The organism is Pseudorhodoplanes sp., from assembly GCF_046289595.1.
Classification (GTDB): Bacteria; Pseudomonadota; Alphaproteobacteria; order Rhizobiales; family Xanthobacteraceae; genus Pseudorhodoplanes.
This window is the reverse complement of sequence record NZ_JBKBVB010000097.1, coordinates 1-17,472: the sequence shown is the minus strand read 5'-3', so window position 1 is coordinate 17,472 and position 17,472 is coordinate 1. Positions and strand designations below refer to the sequence as shown.

The 17,472-nt window shown below is 66.8% G+C and carries 15 protein-coding genes; 13 read left to right on the top strand and 2 right to left on the bottom strand.

Going from position 1 to position 17,472, the window contains the following annotated elements; translation table 11 throughout:
- The 8 genes from ACK41X_RS17570 to ACK41X_RS17535 form a co-directional block, all read left to right on the top strand.
- The coding region (locus tag ACK41X_RS17570; RefSeq protein WP_409725984.1) for an ATP-binding protein at positions 1–650 on the top strand (650 nt) is incomplete at its 5' end.
- On the top strand, positions 647–2,413 hold the full coding sequence (locus tag ACK41X_RS17565; RefSeq protein ID WP_409725982.1) for a magnesium chelatase subunit D: 1,767 nt from the start codon (positions 647–649) through the stop codon (positions 2,411–2,413). The genes ACK41X_RS17570 and ACK41X_RS17565, both read left to right, overlap by 4 nt.
- Before the next feature lie 57 nt (positions 2,414–2,470).
- A complete protein-coding gene (locus tag ACK41X_RS17560; protein WP_409725980.1) occupies positions 2,471–3,373 on the top strand; it encodes an alpha/beta fold hydrolase in 903 nt (300 codons plus the stop codon).
- 21 nt (positions 3,374–3,394) lie between these two features.
- On the top strand, positions 3,395–4,222 hold the full coding sequence (locus tag ACK41X_RS17555) for an HAD-IA family hydrolase (RefSeq protein WP_409725978.1): 828 nt from the start codon (positions 3,395–3,397) through the stop codon (positions 4,220–4,222).
- A gap of 141 nt (positions 4,223–4,363) precedes the next feature.
- On the top strand, positions 4,364–6,289 hold the full coding sequence (gene dxs, locus ACK41X_RS17550; RefSeq protein WP_409725976.1) for a 1-deoxy-D-xylulose-5-phosphate synthase: 1,926 nt from the start codon (positions 4,364–4,366) through the stop codon (positions 6,287–6,289).
- Positions 6,290–6,302: 13 nt separating this feature from the next.
- Positions 6,303–7,199: an alpha/beta fold hydrolase BchO gene (bchO, locus tag ACK41X_RS17545; RefSeq protein ID WP_409725974.1), complete on the top strand. Its 897-nt coding sequence runs from the start codon at positions 6,303–6,305 to the stop codon at positions 7,197–7,199.
- Between the two features lies 1 nt (position 7,200).
- Positions 7,201–8,739, top strand: coding sequence for a phytoene desaturase (locus tag ACK41X_RS17540; RefSeq protein ID WP_409725972.1), 1,539 nt, complete (start codon positions 7,201–7,203; stop codon positions 8,737–8,739).
- Positions 8,714–9,769: a phytoene/squalene synthase family protein gene (locus tag ACK41X_RS17535; RefSeq protein ID WP_409725970.1), complete on the top strand. Its 1,056-nt coding sequence runs from the start codon at positions 8,714–8,716 to the stop codon at positions 9,767–9,769. Before ACK41X_RS17540 ends, ACK41X_RS17535 begins: the two co-directional genes overlap by 26 nt.
- A 6-nt stretch (positions 9,770–9,775) precedes the next feature.
- On the opposite strand, the gene ACK41X_RS17530 is transcribed toward ACK41X_RS17535, so the two are convergent.
- Together ACK41X_RS17530 and crtD are read right to left on the bottom strand one after the other, a co-directional pair.
- A complete protein-coding gene (locus tag ACK41X_RS17530; protein WP_409725968.1) occupies positions 9,776–10,690 on the bottom strand; it encodes a carotenoid 1,2-hydratase in 915 nt (304 codons plus the stop codon).
- Positions 10,648–12,174, bottom strand: coding sequence for a 1-hydroxycarotenoid 3,4-desaturase CrtD (gene crtD / locus ACK41X_RS17525; RefSeq protein ID WP_409725966.1), 1,527 nt, complete (start codon positions 12,172–12,174; stop codon positions 10,648–10,650). Before crtD ends, ACK41X_RS17530 begins: the two co-directional genes overlap by 43 nt.
- Before the next feature lie 101 nt (positions 12,175–12,275).
- Between crtD and ACK41X_RS17520 the strand changes: the two genes are divergently transcribed.
- From ACK41X_RS17520 to bchY, 5 genes are all read left to right on the top strand, one after another.
- Positions 12,276–13,142, top strand: a complete 867-nt coding sequence (locus ACK41X_RS17520) for a polyprenyl synthetase family protein (protein ID WP_409725964.1) — start codon at positions 12,276–12,278, stop codon at positions 13,140–13,142.
- Positions 13,139–14,311, top strand: coding sequence for a methyltransferase (locus tag ACK41X_RS17515; protein ID WP_409725962.1), 1,173 nt, complete (start codon positions 13,139–13,141; stop codon positions 14,309–14,311). Before ACK41X_RS17520 ends, ACK41X_RS17515 begins: the two co-directional genes overlap by 4 nt.
- 74 nt (positions 14,312–14,385) lie before the next feature.
- Complete coding sequence (gene bchC, locus ACK41X_RS17510; protein ID WP_409725960.1) at positions 14,386–15,318, top strand: chlorophyll synthesis pathway protein BchC; 933 nt, start codon at positions 14,386–14,388, stop codon at positions 15,316–15,318.
- Positions 15,315–16,301 carry a chlorophyllide a reductase iron protein subunit X gene (locus ACK41X_RS17505; RefSeq protein WP_409725958.1) on the top strand — a complete coding sequence of 329 codons (987 nt, stop codon included), beginning with the start codon at positions 15,315–15,317 and terminating at the stop codon, positions 16,299–16,301. The genes bchC and ACK41X_RS17505 overlap by 4 nt, the downstream gene beginning before the upstream one ends.
- A 21-nt stretch (positions 16,302–16,322) precedes the next feature.
- A partial coding sequence (bchY, locus tag ACK41X_RS17500; protein WP_409725956.1) for a chlorophyllide a reductase subunit Y occupies positions 16,323–17,472 on the top strand: 1,150 nt, incomplete at its 3' end.

Here is a 17,472-nt window from a genome sequence, read left to right as displayed (position 1 = left end):
AGCCAGGCCTTCTGGCGCGGGCGCATCGCGGCTTTCTCTACATCGACGAGGTCAATCTCCTGGAGGATCACATCGTCGATCTGCTGCTCGATGTCGCCGCTTCGGGCGAGAATGTGGTCGAGCGCGAGGGCCTGAGCGTGCGCCATCCGGCACGCTTCGTGCTGATCGGCACCGGCAACCCGGAAGAGGGCGAATTGCGCCCGCAATTGCTCGACCGGTTCGGGCTATCGGTCGAGGTCCGCACGCCGACCGATCTCAAGACCCGCATCGAGGTGGTGCGCCGGCGCGACGAGTTCGACCGGTCGCCGGATGCGTTCATGACCGCCTTTGCCAAGCAGGACGATGCAGTCCGGCGCAAGCTGCAGGCCGCGCGCAAGCGCCTGCCGCAGGTCGCGGTCGCCGATCAGGCGCGCGAACGTGCGGCGCAGCTTTGCATGGCGCTTGGCACCGACGGCCTGCGCGGCGAACTCACATTGATCCGCGCAGCGCGCGCCATTGCGAGCCTCGACGGCAAGGACGGCGTCCGCGACGAGCACATCATGCAGGCCGCCCCGCTCGCTTTGCGCCACCGGCTGCGGCGCGATCCGCTGGACGAGGTCGGCTCGACGGTGCGGATCGAGCGCGCGCTGGACCAGATGTTTGCGGCATGACGGCGCCGCAGGCGAGCGCCTCATCGGATGCGGCGCTCGCCGCGTGTCTGTTCGCGGTCGATCCGCTGGCGCTTGGCGGCATGACGCTCCGTGCAGCGGCGGACGAACGCCGCGAGCGATTGCTTGCCGCAATCCGCGCGGCGCTGCCGCCCGGGATGCCGGTCCGGAAGATGCCGGCTTCCATCGACGACGAGCGCCTGCTCGGGGGGCTTGACCTTGCGGCGACTTTGCACTGCGGCAAGCCGGTGCTGACGCACGGTCTGCTTGCCCAAACCGATGGCGGCATCCTGATCGCGCCGTCCGCCGAGCGGATTGCGCCGCCGCTTGCGGCGCGGCTTTGCCACGCGCTCGATCGCGGCGAAGTCGCGATTGCGGATACTGGCCATGCCCATCCTGCGCCGTGCCGGATTGCCCTGATCCTGCTCGACGAGGGACGCGAATCCGATGAAGCCCCGCCCGGTTCGCTCGCCGACCGGCTCGCCCTGCCGGTTGCGGTGGCGGAACGATTTGGCGATGGGCTGCTGCCTTATGATGTGGAGACGATTGCAGCAGCGCGCGCCGTGCTGGCGCAGGTCGGCATTGACGCGGGTGTGATGGCGGCGCTGGCGCAGGGCGCGCTGGCGTGCGGCGTCGCCTCGCTGCGGGCGCTCGCATTTACCGTCAAGGTTGCGCGCATCCATGCGGCGCTGAACGGGCGCATGGCGGCGGTGGCCGAGGATGCCGCGGTGGCGGCGCGCCTGGTGCTGGCGCCGCGCGCGACCATGCTGCCGGCAAATCCGGAGGAGGACGAAACACCGCCGCCCGACAGCAAGGACGAGCGCGAGCCAGCCGAAACGGACACCGTCGCCGATTCGCTGCCGGCCGGGGAGATCGTTATCGAGGCGGTGCGTGCGGTAATCCCCGACGACCTGCTCGACCGGTTGGGCGAAATGTCGACCCGCCGGACCGGCAGTGCCGGCGGCGGCCGTGCGCCACAACGCAGTGCATCGCTGCGGCGTGGACGGCCCTGCGGAACACGCGCCGGAGATCTTACGCCCGGCGCGCGGCTCAACATAGTGGAGACACTGAAAGCCGCGGTGCCATGGCAAAAACTGCGGACCGGGCGATCGGCGGAAGCCGGATGCCGTCTCGCCATCCGCAAGGACGATTTCCGCATCCTGCGCTTCAAGCAGCAGAGCGAAAGCCTGACTATTTTTCTGGTGGATGCCTCCGGCTCCTCCGCGCTCAACCGTTTGGCGGAGGCCAAGGGCGCCGTCGAACTGCTGCTCGCGGACTGCTATGTGCGGCGCGACGAGGTGGCGGTGATCGCCTTTCGCGGCGAGAGCGCGCAATTGCTGCTGCCGCCGACCCGGTCGCCCGCGCGCGCCAAGCGCGAGCTTGCCGGGTTGCCGGCGGGAGGGGCGACCCCGCTGGCGAGTGCGCTCGATCAGGCGTGCCTGCTCGGGCAGGCCGCGATCCGGCGCGGCCGCACTCCGACCGTCGTGCTTCTTACCGACGGCCGTGCCAATATTGCGCGCGACGGCTTGCCGGGCCGCGAACGCGCCTTTGCCGATGCGCTTGCCGCCGCCCGCGCGATCCCTGCAGCGCGCATGACCGCGGTGCTGCTCGATATTGCACGGCAGCCCGATCCGGGGTCGCGCCGGCTGGCCGAGGAGATGCAGGCGCATTACATCCCGTTGCCGCGCGCCGATGCCGCGGCGATTTCTGGTGCGGTGAAGGCGGCTGCGAACGGTTTTGCCCGCCCGCGCGTTGCTGCGTCATGACAGACGCCGCAGCCTGTGCGAGGCTTCGGTCCTCGATCTTCCGGTGATGCGATGCCGATGGACTTGCCGAACGCGCTCGATGCCCCGCGGATCGAATTCTCCTCGCCTGCGGGGATGCTGAGCTATTACCGCTCCGATGCACCGGGCCCGGCGGCGGCGCCGCTGCTCTTGGTCCACAGCATCAATGCGGCGGGCACGGCCTATGAAATGAAGCCGATCTTTACGCATTTTGCGGCGAAGCGGCCGGTTTATGCGATCGATCTTCCGGGTTTCGGCTTTTCCGAGCGGTCAGACCGGCCTTACGATCCCCGGCTGATGACCGATGCGATCCATGCACTGGCCGAGCGCATCCACGCCGACCATGGCGACGCGCCGTTCGATGCGGTCGCGCTGTCGCTCGGCTGCGAATTTCTGGCGCGGGCGGCGTCCGAGCGGCCAGAGCGGTACCGGACCCTTGCATTGATCAGCCCGACCGGGCTCGACAAGGGCGCGCCCTACGACGATGCACCCGGCACCACGCGGGGCATGCCGTGGCTTTATGGTTTCTTTCGCAATCCGCTCTGGAGCCAGGCCATCTTCGACATGCTGACCTCCCGCCCCAGCATTCGCTATTTCCTGAAGAAGACCTATGGCCGTCCTGAGATCGACGAGGATCTGTTCGAATACGACTATCTCACGACGCATCAGCCGGGCGCGCGCCATGCACCCTTCCGGTTCGTCTCCGGCTATCTGTTCAGCCGTGACATTACCCGCATCTATCGGGCGCTCGGCATGCCGGTCCACGTGGTGCACGGCAATCGCGGCGACTTCGTCGACTATAGCGGGCTGAAGGAATTCGTCGGCCGGCCGAACTGGTCGATCGAGCGGATGCATACCGGCGCGCTGCCGCATTTCGAACAGCGCGACGCGTTCATCCGCGATTACGAGTCGTTTCTGACGCGCAATACCGCTGGACCGTGAGACGAGACGGGGAGGCCGGCCATGACAGACGAGACGAGGAGCGGCGACACGGCGCTTGAGGCGCTGATCTTCGATCTCGACGGCACCTTCGTCGATACCGACGAGCTGCATCGCCGGGCCTTCAATCAGGCCTTTCTCGAATTCGAACTCGGCTTCGAATGGAAGCCCGATTTGTACGAGAAGCTGCTCTCGGTCTCGGGCGGCGCCGACCGGATCCGGCACTATATCGATAGCTGTCCGTTCCCGCAGGAGCAGAAGCTCGCGCTTCATGCCGCGGTCCCGGCCGTCCATCGCGAGAAGACGCGCATCTATGGCGAGTTGCTTTCGGATAACGCCGTCAAGCTGCGTTCGGGCGTGCGGCGGCTCATGGCGGAGGCGCGAGAGGCTGGGCTGAAGATCGGTGTGGTGGCGACATCGGCATCGGCCAACATGCAGCCGCTGATCATGGCGGCGCTCGGGCGGGAGGCGGCGGCGCATATCATGGCCTTCGTGTCGGCCGATCGGGTGTCGCGCAAGAAGCCGGCGCCGGACCTCTATCTGTTGGCCGCTTCGATGCTCGGTGTTCCGCCCGCGCGGTGCGTCGCGCTCGAGGATTCGACCAATGGCGTGCTCGCCGCCAAAGCGGCCGGGATCTTCACCATCGCAACGCCCAGCCGCTGGACCCGTGCGCAGGATTTTTCGCGGGCCGATGTCTGTCTGAGTGAGCTTGGCGAGCCGGATGCGCCGCTGCCGGATGCCGATGCGGCCCGGATTGGCGGGGCGAGCTATGTCAGCCTGGATGTGGTGAAGACGCTGTTCGCGGCGCGCAATCCGAATATTGCATTGCAGCGCCCCGCAGCAGGCAGTTAGCCTGACCCGAAGTGTCAATTTAGAATGACATATCGAGTGTAAACCTTTATCATCTCCCGGTCGGGGCTGCCAATGAGGCGGCCTCGTGCAACGGGGAGGATCGCCTGCGGACCTTCCGGGTTTTGCCGGCGGTCATGGCTCATGCCGGACCTTGAACGCGACACGCGCCTGCTCGACCGGATCGATTTACCGGAACATCTACGCGCGTTGGGGGATCGCGATCTGCGCCGGGTCGCCGACGAATTGCGGGCGGAAACCATTGCCGCGGTTGCCGTCACCGGCGGGCATCTCGGTGCCGGCCTCGGCGTCGTCGAACTCACCGTCGCGCTTCATTATGTCTTCGATACCCCGAACGACCGGCTGATCTGGGACGTCGGCCATCAGGCCTATCCGCACAAGATCCTGACGGGGCGGCGGGATCGCATCCGCACCATTCGTCAGGGTGGTGGCCTGTCAGGATTCACCAAGCGCGCTGAGAGCGAATACGACCCGTTTGGTGCGGCGCATTCCTCGACCTCGATTTCCGCCGGGCTTGGCATGGCGGTCGCGCGCGACCTCAAGGGCGAGCGGCGCAATGTCGTTGCGGTGATCGGCGACGGCGCGATGTCGGCGGGCATGGCCTACGAGGCCATGAACAATGCCGGCGCGATGGACCAGCGGCTGATCGTCATTCTCAACGATAACGACATGTCGATCGCAGCGCCGGTCGGGGCGATGTCTGCGAGCCTCGCCCGCGCGATCTCCGGACGCACTTATCTGTCGGTGCGCGAGCGGCTGAAACGCATCTCCAAGGCGTTGCCGAAATATTTCGCCGGGCAGGCGGCGCGGACCGAGGCCTTTGCCCGCAATTTCTGGACCGGCGGCACGCTGTTCGAGGAACTCGGCTTCTATTATGTCGGCCCGATCGACGGCCACGATTTCGATCATCTGCTGCCGGTCTTGCGCAATGTGCGCGATGCGCCGAACGGACCGATCCTCGTTCATGTGGTGACGCAGAAAGGCAAGGGCTATGCGCCGGCCGAAGCCTCAGCCGACAAATATCACGGCGTCGTGCCGTTCGACATCGTCACCGGCAAACAGGCCAAGCCGAAAAGCAATGCGCCGTCCTACACCAAGGTGTTCGGCGAGAGCCTGGTCAAGGAAGCGCAGAAGGACGAGCGCATTGTCGGCATCACCGCGGCGATGCCCTCCGGCACCGGACTCGATATTTTCCAGAAAGCCTTTCCGCAGCGGTTCTTCGATGTCGGCATTGCCGAGCAGCATGCCGTGACCTTTGCCGCCGGCCTTGCGGCCGAAGGCATGAAGCCGTTTGCCGCGATCTATTCGACCTTCCTGCAACGCGCCTATGACCAGATCGTGCATGACGTTGCGATCCAGAAATTGCCGGTGCGCTTTGCCATCGACCGCGCCGGGCTCGTCGGCGCCGACGGCCCGACCCATGCCGGCTCGTTCGATCTCGCCTATCTCGGCTGCCTGCCCGGCTTTGTGATCATGGCGGCGGCGGACGAAGCCGAACTTGTGCATATGGTGGCGACGGCAGCGGCCCATGACGAAGGCCCCATCGCGTTTCGCTATCCGCGCGGCGATGGCGAGGGCGTGGACCTGCCCGAACAGGGCAGTCCGCTTGAAATCGGCCGCGGCCGCGTCGTCGCGGAAGGCAGCAGTGTTGCGTTACTCTCGCTCGGCACAAGGCTGGCCGAATGCCGCAAGGCGGCAGCGGCGCTGGCGCGGCTCGGCCTGTCGGCAACGATCGCCGATGCGCGTTTCTCAAAGCCGCTCGATACTGACCTTGTGCTGCGGCTCGCGCGCGAACACGAGGTTCTTGTCACCGTCGAAGAGGGCGCGATCGGCGGCTTCGGTTCGCAGGTGCTGCACTGCCTCGCACAACACGGCGTGCTCGATCGTGGCCTGAAGGTCCGCAGCATGGTGCTGCCCGACATTTTCATCGACCACGATTCGCCTGCGGCGATGTACGAAAAGGCGGGGCTCGGCGCCGGCGGCATCGTTGCGACGGTGCTCGACGCGCTCGGGCGCAGCGGCGCGGATCGCTCGCGGTTGCGCGCGTGAGAACGAAGGACGCATGGGGCGGCATCTGGAGTGGGAGCGCGACGCTCATGACTGGCCGAACCGCGAGGCGAGCTGTTTCGTCCAGGCGGCCGGGATGCGCTGGCATGTCCAGGTCATGGGGCAGGGGCCGGCGATCTTGCTTCTGCATGGCACCGGCGCCAGCACGCATTCGTTCGGTGCGCTGATGCGCCTTCTCGCGTCCGACTTCACGCTCATTGCGCCGGATCTTCCGGGGCAGGGCTTTACGCAGCAGCCGCCGCGCGAATTCCTGTCGCTGCCCGGCATGGCGCGCGCCATCGCGAGCCTGTTGCGTGCGCTCGACTTCAGACCGCAGATCGCGGCCGGACATTCTGCCGGGGCGGCGGTCGCGATCCAGATGACGCTGTCGCGGCTCATTGCGCCGCGCGCCATCGTCAGCCTGAACGGCGCATTGCTGCCGCTCGGCGGCGTGGCGGGACAGATATTTGCCCCGCTGGCAAAATTGTTCACCGCGATCCCGCTGGTGCCCGACCTGTTCGCGCGGCGCGCCCGCGATCCGCAAGCGATCGAGCGGATGATCGCGCAGACCGGATCGCGGCTCGATGCCAAGGGCGTCGACTTTTACCGCAGGCTCGCGAGCGATCCCGGTCATGTCGCGGCCGCGCTCGGCATGATGGCGCACTGGGATCTGCGCAGCTTTGCGTCCCTTCTGCCGCGGCTCAATGTGCCGCTCACCCTCGTCGTCGGCATGCAGGACCGCACCATCCCGCCGTCGCAGGCCGAGCAGGTGCACGAAATTCTGCCGCAGGCGAAGATCGTCAGACTCGAGGGCCTCGGCCATCTGGCGCATGAGGAGCGTCCCGATCTGTGCGCCGCCGCCATCCGCGAGGCGGGGCGCGAGGCCGGTATCGTTGCGGCGGGAGCGTCCTGACATGCTCGACGTCACCGGCTTTCGCGGATCGCTCGCATCGCGCCAGGACCGGCGCCCGCATGCCATCGTGATCGGTTCAGGCTTTGGCGGACTTGCCGCCGCGATCCGTCTCGGCGCGCGCGGCTATCGCGTCACGGTTCTGGAACGGCTCGATGCGCCCGGCGGCCGCGCGTCTGTGCATCGCCAGGACGGCTTCACCTTCGATGCCGGACCGACCATCGTCACCGCGCCGTTTCTGTTCGAAGAGCTGTGGCGGCTTTGCGGGCGCAACCTGTCCGACGACGTGGAGCTGCGGCCGGTCTCGCCGTTCTACCGCATCCGCTTTCACGACGGCGAAACCTTCGATTATTGCGGCGATCCGCAGGCGATGGAGCGCAAGGTGTCGCAGCTCGCGCCGGGCGATGTCGAGGGCTATCGGGCCTTCATGGCGCTGAGCGAGGCGACTTACCGCACCGGCTTCGAGCGGCTCGGTCATGTGCCGTTCGGCTCGGTCCTCGACATGATCCGCATCCTGCCCGATCTCCTCCGGCTGCAATGCTTCCGCAGCGTTCATGGCGAAGTCGCGCGCCATGTGCAGAGCGAAAAACTGCGGCAGGTGCTGAGCTTCCATCCGCTGCTGATCGGCGGCAATCCGTTCAGCGCCACGTCGGTCTATTGCCTCATCGCGTTTCTGGAACGCGCATACGGCGTGCATTTCGCCATGGGCGGAACCGGCACGCTGGTGACCGGCATGGTGCGGCTGATCGAGGGGCAGGGCGGTCGCGTGGTTTGCAATGCCGCGGTGCGCCGCATCGCGGTTGAGAATGGCGCGGCGGCGGGCGTCGAACTGGAGGACGGAGACTTTCTGCCCTCCGACATCGTGGTGTCGAACGCCGATTCCGCGTCGACCTATCGCCATCTGATCGATCCGCAATTCCGCCGACGCTGGACCGACCGCAAGATCGAGCGCGCGCGCTATTCGATGAGCCTGTTCGTCTGGTATTTCGGCACGAACCGGCAATATCGCGACGTGCAGCACCACACCATCCTTCTCGGTCCGCGCTATCGCGGCCTGCTGACGGACATCTTCCAGCGCAAAATTCTGGCCGACGACTTCTCGCTCTATCTGCACCGGCCGACCGCCACCGACCCTTCGCTCGCGCCGGACGGCTGCGACGCCTTCTACGTGCTGTCGCCGGTGCCGCATCTTGAGGCCGGGATCGACTGGCAGGTGCAGGCCGAGCCCTATCGCGCGCGAATTGCGCAATATCTGTCGCAGACGCTGCTGCCGGGGCTCGACGACGCCATCGTCACCTCGCGCATGACCACGCCCCTCGACTTCGAGAACCGGCTGTCGTCGTTCCGCGGCGCCGCGTTCGGGCTCGAGCCGGTGCTGACGCAGAGCGCCTGGTTCCGTCCGCACAACAAGAGCGAAGACATCGCCAATCTCTATCTCGTCGGCGCCGGCACCCATCCCGGAGCGGGGCTGCCCGGCGTTCTCACCTCTGCCCGCATTCTCGACACGGTGGTGCCCGATGCCATGGTTTTCGCCGAACGCTAGGCCGACGCGGCCGTCCGATCTGCAGATCTGCCGCGACCGGCTGCGCGGGGGATCGCGATCCTTCCATGCGGCCTCGCTGTTGCTGCCGGAGCGGTTCCGCATCCCGGCATCGGCGCTCTATGCCTTCTGCCGCGAGGCCGACGATCTGATCGATACCGCCGGCAAGGAAGGCGGCTATGCGGTGGCGCTGCTGCGCGAGCGGCTCAACCGCATTTATGCCGGTGCGCCGCAGAATCGCGCCGCCGATCGCGCCTTCGCTGCGGTGGTCGAGCGCTATGCGATCCCGCGCGCGTTGCCCGAGGCGCTGCTCGACGGATTTTTCTGGGACGCGGAGGGGCGCCGCTATCACAGCATCGCCGATCTCGAGGACTATGCGGCGCGGGTTGCGGGCTCGGTCGGCGTCATGATGGCGCTGTTGATGGGGCAGCGCGATCCTGCGATTCTCGGCCGCGCCGCGGCACTCGGCATTGCCATGCAGCTCACCAATATCTGCCGCGATGTCGGCGAGGATGCGCGCGCTGGCCGGGTTTATCTGCCGCTCGCCTGGCTGTGGAGGGCCGGAATCGATCCCGATGTGCTGATCGCGCGACCGGTCTATTCGCGGGAGCTTGGCGGCGTGATCCGCGCCGTGCTTGCGCACGCCGATACGCTGTATCGCTTTGCCGCGCCGGGCATCGCGGCCCTGCCTTTGTCCTGCCGTCCGGCAATGCACATTGCACGCATTCTCTATGCCGAGATCGGACGCGAGATCGAACGGCAGGATTTCGATTCGGTGTCGCAGCGCGCGGTGGTCTCGCCGCAGGGAAAGATCGCCGCATTGCTGCGGGCGGTGCCGGAGACGTTGTCATTGCCGCGCGCCAGCCATGCTGTGGCAAGTCCGGCAGCACAATTCCTGCTCGACGGCCTTCCCGCGGGCGCGGCCCGGCATGACGAAGCCGTGGCCTGGTATGACATCCGCAACCGCGCGATCTGGCTGATCGATCTGTTCGAGCGGCTGGAGCGGCGCGATCAGGTGCAGCGAGCAGGATAGAGCGCTTTATCCCCGCCGCGGCATGCGGAACGGCAGCATCATCTGCACGATGGGCGAAGCGAATCGATCCAGCGACAGGCTTTCATGCATGCCGCTGACCGGTTCGCCGCAAAGCCGCGCGCGCACCGCCGAACGTGCGTAGAACGGCGTGTCCTCGAGCGTGCGTATTGTCGCGTCCGATGCCGTCTCGGAGCGGACCATGCGCGCGATGCGCCATGCGGTTTTAGGCAGCGTGACGGGTGCGGGCGGCGTGAAGCGCTCGACTGCGCTGTTCACCCCGTAACGCAACGCGAGCGAAACCGGCGGGCCGTATCGCGGCTGCGTGTCGTAGAGAATGGCCGTGCCGTCGCGCAGCGTCATGCGGCTCCAGGTCCAGGAAGCAAAGTCGCGTTCCAGCGGCGCCGAGCCGCGATTGTGATCGACATAGCCATGCCCGCTCCAGGACACGTCCGGGTCGCTCATCGCAACGTCGATGCGGGCGGACGGCATGACCGGGCGCCAGATATGCCGGCCGGCCGGATCGATGGCGTAGCTTTCCGTGCCGAGAATATGCGGACGGATGCGCACGGTGCCGCGCAGCCGGTGCGGGATCGGCACGCAGCGCTCGTCGATTTCGATCGACAGCGACTCGCCGTCGAACGCCAAGTTGCTGTTGCCGACACGAAATTCCCTGTCCGAGCGGGAAACCTGGCTGCGACCGCGTTCGGTCATGGCCCAGCGCTTGGCCCGGCTTTTGCCGCGCGTCCCGTAGAGCACGACATTGACGGCGCAATGATCGAGCGGATCGGCCGGCCCGCGGCGGCGCGCCCGCGCATAATAGGGCGAAAACACGCTGCCGATGAACGCGATCACCGTGAGGCCGTAACGGCCGTCGTCGCTCAGGCCATCGACATACCACCAGGCATAGCCATCGGGCGCCACCGCGGCGTCGAAGCGCGATCCTCCATCAAGGCCCGTGCCGCCAGACGCCCCGACAGCGCCGCCATCGGCACGCCCGCTCCCGGATGCACCGAACCTCCCGCGAGATAAAGCCCCGGAATCTTGCTGCGCGATCCCGGACGCCGGAACGAGGCCATCCAGCCGTGCGACGCTTGACCATACAGCGCACCCCCCGTCGCCGGATAATCCCAGTCGAAATCCCGCGGCGTGGTCAGGCGCGACATTTCTGGCTGCATCGATATGGTCAGGCCGCAGCGTTGCAGATGTTCGAAGGTCCGGTCGCGGCATGAGGCAATCTCCAGATCGCCGGTCCGGTCGCCGGTCGGCGGTGCATTGACGAGAACGAGCAGGCGCTCCGGCCCGCCGTGATGCGGTTCGTCATCGATCCGGTCCTGCGCGCAGACATAGACCGTCGGCCCTTGCGGCAGCCGCGCACGGGTGAAGATATCGTCGAACTCGGCGCGATAATCGCGCGAGAAAAACACATTGTGCCGCGTCAGCGCAAAGCCTTGCGCCTGCGCAACCGCCGTCCAGGTCACGGCGGACAGCGAGCGGTGACGCCGCTCGATCTGCGGCACGGCATGGGTCACGGCTGCGCCGAGAAACCCGTCACCGATGGCGGCCGCATCGCCGTTGAACACAACCGCGTCCGCCGCCGCCCATTGATCTGTTTCCAGCGTCAGTCCCGAGACCCGCCCGTGCGCAACCGTGATGTCGCGCACGCCGCTGTTGTAGTGAAAGCGCACGCCGTGGCGTTCGGCGAGCGCGACAATCGCCTGCGCCAGACGGTGCATGCCACCGTCCACGCTCCACACGCCATCCTGTTCGGCATGCGCGATCAGCATGAGAGTCGCCGGCGCCTCGAACGGCGAAGAGCCGCAATAAGTGGCGTAACGGCCGAATAGTTGCCGCAACCGCGGATCGTGAAAATACTTGCCGAGCTCGTGCCACAACGTGGTGAAGGGCGAAATCTTCATCAGTTGCGGCAGGCCCGCGGCACCCGAAGCGGTGACAAGCCCAATCGGCGAAGGACGCTGCGCCTGCATGAAGCTGCGGTCGAGGGTCTGGAAGATTTGCCGGGCGCGTGCGCAGAAGTCGAGAAAGCGCCGTGCTTCCGCCGCGCCCGCGAAAGCGCCGATCCTGTCGGCGGAGGCGGCGATATCGGCGCACAGGTCCAGCCGCTCGGTTTCCGACCAGGCATGACGCGCGAGGATAGTCAGCGGGCGCAGCGCGACGTGATCGGAGAAGGCTTCGCCGGCGTCGGCGAACAGCGACTCGAACACCGAGCGCATGGTGAACACGGTCGGCCCGGCATCGACCGTCACGTCGCCGAATTGCGCCGGGCGCATCTTGCCGCCGGGCGCGGCACCGCGCTCGTAAACCGAAACCTCCAGGCCACGGCTGGCAAGGTCCAGCGCCGCGGCCAGTCCGCCGATGCCGGCGCCGATGACGGCCACGCGATCCATGATGCGCTTTCTGTTGCGCGCTTGAGCGCGACTGTAATTATAACTTGACATTTTTCAGTGACAACTAAAAATTACACACCGCAACAGGAGGATGGACCGCCATGGATGCCGTCAGCCGGATCGAAGCCGCCCTATCCTCCGCGTTGCAGCGTGCCGATGGCCCGCCCTGTCCGCCGAAGCTTCTGGCAGCGATGAACCACGCCGTGTTTCCGCGCGGCGCGCGGGTGCGGCCGAGGCTCTGTCTTGCGGTGGCGGCGGCCTGCGGCGAGGACAATCCGATTGTCGCCGAGACCGCGGCGGCCTCGATCGAGCTTCTGCATTGTGCCTCGCTCGTCCATGACGATCTTCCGTGTTTTGACGATGCCGATACGCGGCGCGGCATGCCGAGCGTGCATCGCGCCTTCGGCGAGCCGCTTGCGGTGCTCGCGGGCGACGCCTTGATTGTGCTCGCCTTCGAGAATTTCGTGCGGCTGTCCTTTACCCCGCAGCGCATGAGCGCGCTTCTGTCCGTGGTCGCGCGCGCGGTCGGTGCGCCGTCCGGCATCGTCGCAGGCCAGGCGTGGGAATGCGAGGAGGCGGTCGATCTTGCGCATTATCACCGCGCCAAGACCGGATCGCTGTTTGCCGCGGCAACCTGTTCGGGTGCCGCTGCGGCCGGCGTCGATGCGAGCGAATGGCGCGAGCTTGGCGAGGTGCTCGGCGAAGCCTATCAGGTCGCCGACGATCTGCGCGATGCGGCAGCCGACGCCGACGAGATCGGCAAGCCGACTGGGCGCGATTTCGTGCTCGGCCGGCCGAGCGCAACGCGCGCGCTCGGCATCGAGGGCGCGATGTCGCGTCTCGAAGCCCTGGTTGCGCGCGCCAACCAGGCCATCCCGCCATGCCGCGGCGCCGCCGATCTGCGCGCGCTCATCATGCTGGAGGCGAAGCGTCTCGTACCCAAGAGCCTCGCCCGGCACGCGGCGTGACCGCCAAGGCCAGAGCCGTTTCCAACGCCGTTCCGTCCGGCGCGGTGGCCGCTCTGTCGCTCCTCGACCGGCTGCGCGCGCAGCGTGACCGGTGGCTCGAAAACCCCGGTTTTCAGAGGCTTTGCAGCGCAATTCCGTTCACCCGGCGGATCGCCGGGCGCGAGCAGCGGGCGCTGTTCGATCTGTGCGCGGGCTTTGTCTATTCGCAGATTCTCGCAGCCTGCGTCGACCTGAGGCTGTTCGACATCCTGCGCGAGCGGCCTTTGCCGCTCACTGAACTCGCCGCGCGGATGGCGTTGTCCGAATCCGCAACACGTACGCTGTTGCACGCAGCCTGCTCGCTGCGGCTGGTCGAGCGGCGCAGCGGCGGCACGTATGGCCTTGGCATGCTGGGCGCTGCGATGAACGGCAATCCGGCGATTGCCGCGATGATCCGCCATCACGCCATGCTGTATCGCGACCTGCGCGATCCGGTGGCGCTGCTGCGCGGCGAGACGCAGACCGAGCTGTCGCAATACTGGGCCTATGCTGGCGGCGACCGCCGCGACGATCTCACCAATGGCGAGGTCGCGCGCTACAGCGAATTGATGGCGGCTTCGCAGGCGCTGATCGCCGACGATGTGCTCTCCGCCTATCCGTTTGCGCGGCATCGCTGCCTGCTCGATGTGGGCGGCGGCGAGGGTGCGTTCATTGCCGCCGCAGCGAAACGGCATCCGCAGCTGCGCTTCAAGCTGTTCGATCTGCCCGCAGTGGCGCGGCGTGCGGAGGCGCGCTTGCGCAGCGACGGATTTGCGAATCGCGCTGAGGTCTTCGGCGGCAGCTTTCTGTCCGATCCGTTGCCGCGCGGCGCGGATGTCGTCTCGCTGGTGCGCGTTCTTCACGATCACGACGATGACGCCGCGATACGGCTGCTCCGCTCTGTGCGCGACGTCCTGCCGGAGGACGGCGTCGTGGTGATCGCCGAACCATTCGCGCAAACTCGCGGCGCCGAATCGGTGGGCGCGTATTTCGACTTTTACCTGATGGCGATGGGGCAGGGCCGTCCCCGCGCCGCGCGCGAGGTGTGCGAGATGCTCGGCGCTGCCGGGTTCAGAGCAATGCGCCTGCGCAGGACGCGCAGGCCGCTGCTCACAGGTGTCGTCACAGCTTGCCGCTCAAACTGTAAATAAATATTGACATGCAGATCTGTAATTCTAGTATGACACTTCCAGTTTCCTCTGGCCGACTGGCCGGGAGTCCGCGGATGGACACGATTGCGGTCGTCCTGCATCAGCCCGAGCATCTTGCGCTCGGCCGTCTGGATTTGCTGCCGCCGTCCGACAGCGACGTGGTGGTCGATGTGGAATGGAGCGGCATCTCGACCGGGACCGAGCGGTTGCTCTGGTCCGGCCGCATGCCGGCCTTCCCTGGCATGGGCTATCCGCTGGTGCCGGGCTATGAGGCCGTGGGGCGGGTGACCTCGGCAGGGCCCGACACCAGACTTCGCGCCGGCCAGCGCGTCTTCGTTCCCGGTGCAAAATGCTTCAAGGATGTGCGCAGCCTGTTCGGCGGCGCCGCTTCCAGAATTGTCGTGCCCGGACAACGCGCCATCCCCGTCGATGAGCGATGGGGCGAGGCTGCCATTCTTCTGGCCCTTGCTGCGACCGCGCAACATGCGCTGGGCGCCGGGCCGCAACCCGATCTCATCGTCGGTCACGGCGTGCTTGGACGTCTCCTCGCCAGGCTCTGCCTCTTGGCCGGCGGTGAGACCCCAACGGTGTGGGAAGCGCGCGCCGACCGAAGGCGCGGCGCCGACGGCTATCGTGTGATCGCTCCCGATGAGGATTCGCGGAAGGACTATCGGGCGATCTACGATGTGAGCGGCGACGCCGCGCTCCTCGACACGCTGATCGCGCGGCTCGCGCCCGGCGGCGAGATCGTGCTGGCCGGCTTTTACAGTGCGCCGCTCAGCTTTGCATTTCCGCCCGCCTTCATGCGCGAAGCGCGCATCCGCATCGCCGCGGAATGGCGCGACGAGGATCTCGCCGAAGTCATGCAACTCATCGGTGACGGCTGCCTGTCGCTCGACGGGCTGATCTCGCATCGGCGCAATGCTGCGGATGCGCCTGACGCCTATCGCACCGCCTTCGAAGACGCCAGTTGCCTGAAAATGATCCTGGACTGGAGAGCCGCATGAACGCGCCAACCATGACCGCGCAGCTGCGGGCCGAAGCCGCAATTCCGGCGGATAAGGTTCACACTGGTCCCGTGACCAAGGAAACCCAGGTCATCGCCATCTACGGCAAGGGCGGCATCGGCAAGAGCTTCACGCTCTCGAATCTCTCCTACATGATGGCGCAGCAGGGCAAGCGCGTCCTCCTCATCGGCTGCGATCCGAAAAGCGATACGACGTCGCTTCTGTTCGGCGGACGCGCCTGTCCGACCATCATCGAAACCTCCTCGAAGAAAAAGCTCGCGGGCGAAGAGGTCGCGATCGGCGATGTCTGCTTCAAGCGCGACGGTGTGTTCGCGATGGAGCTCGGCGGACCCGAAGTCGGGCGCGGCTGCGGCGGACGCGGCATCATCCACGGCTTCGAGACGCTGGAGAAGCTCGGCTTCCATGAGTGGGGCTTCGACTATGTGCTGCTCGACTTCCTGGGCGACGTGGTGTGCGGCGGCTTCGGCCTGCCGATCGCGCGGGACATGTGCCAGAAGGTGATCGTGGTCGGCTCGAACGACCTGCAATCACTCTATGTCGCCAACAACGTCTGCTCGGCGGTGGAATATTTCCGCAAGCTCGGCGGCAATGTCGGCGTCGCCGGCATGGTGGTCAACAAGGACGATGGCACCGGCGAAGCCGCGGCCTTTGCGAAGGCTGCCGGCATTCCGGTGCTTGCGGCGATCCCCGCCGACGAAGACATCCGCCGCAAGAGCGCGAATTACGAAATCGTCGGCATGCCGGGCGGCCGCTGGGCGCCGCTGTTCGAAGAGCTTGCGACCAATGTCGCCGAGGCGCCGCCGGTCCGGCCGACCCCGCTGACGCAGGACGGCTTGCTTGGCCTGTTCGATAGTTCTGCGGTCGGCCGCGATGTGCGCCTTGAGCCAGCGACCGCAGCCGACATGTGCGGCGGCGTCCTTGTCGAGCGGCCTTCGCTCGAAGTCGTCTACGACACGGTTTGACGAGAGGTCTGGCAAACTGGAATGACCGCACTTCACCAGCTCGTGCAAGAGGCCAGGGCGACCGCCCAGGACGTCACGAAAGGCGTCACGAAGCACGTCGCGCAGGAGGTCGTCTACGACGCCGTTGCGCCGCTCGACGCCGCGCCGCGTCTTGCCGAACTGGTCGAAGCTGCCTCATCGGCAGCTTCACCCGGCGGTGCACCGCAAGCCGGCACCGGCTGTCATGCCGGAAAGCAAGAAATGCAACGTGCCGCCGCCGCGGCCGGCAAGAGTGAGGTCCTCGAGCGCTACGCCGCCGATTATCCGCAAGGTCCGCATGACCGGCCGCAGAGCATGTGCCCGGCCTTCGGCTCGCTGCGCGTCGGCCTGCGGATGCGGCGGACCGCGACGATTCTTTCCGGCTCGGCCTGCTGTGTCTATGGCCTGACCTTCACGTCGCACTTTTATGGCGCGCGGCGCAGCGTCGGTTACGTGCCGTTCAACTCGGAGACGCTGGTCACCGGCAAGCTGTTCGAGGATATTCGCGACGCGGTCTATGCGGTTGCGAAGCCGGAGGACTTCGACGCCGTCGTCATCACCAATCTGTGCGTGCCGACTGCGTCCGGCGTACCGCTGCAGCTTCTGCCGAAAGAGATCAACGGTGTGCGCATCGTCGGCATCGACGTGCCGGGGTTTGGCGTGCCGACCCATGCCGAGGCCAAGGACGTGCTCGCCGGCGCAATGCTGAAATATGCGCGGGAGGAAGTCGAGCAGGGCCCGGTACAGGCGCCGCGGACCGGACGCAGCGGCCGGCCGACAGTGACCTTGCTCGGTGAGATGTTTCCCGCCGACCCGGTCGGCATCGGCATGATGCTGGAGCCGATGGGGCTTGCCGCCGGACCCGTGGTGCCGACGCGCGAATGGCGCGAGCTTTATGCCGCGCTCGACGGCGTGGCGGTGGCCGCGATTCATCCGTTCTACACCGCGGCGATCCGCGAGTTCGAGATTGCGGGCCGGCCGGTGATCGGCTCCGCCCCCGTCGGTCACGACGGCACGGCGGCCTGGCTGGACGCGGTGGGTGCTGCCTGCAACATGTCGGCCGGCCTGATTGGCAAAGCGAAAGATCGCGTCTTGGAGGGGGGCCGGGGCACGGCCGCCCACACCCAAGTCAGGGGCCAACTCACACTCACCA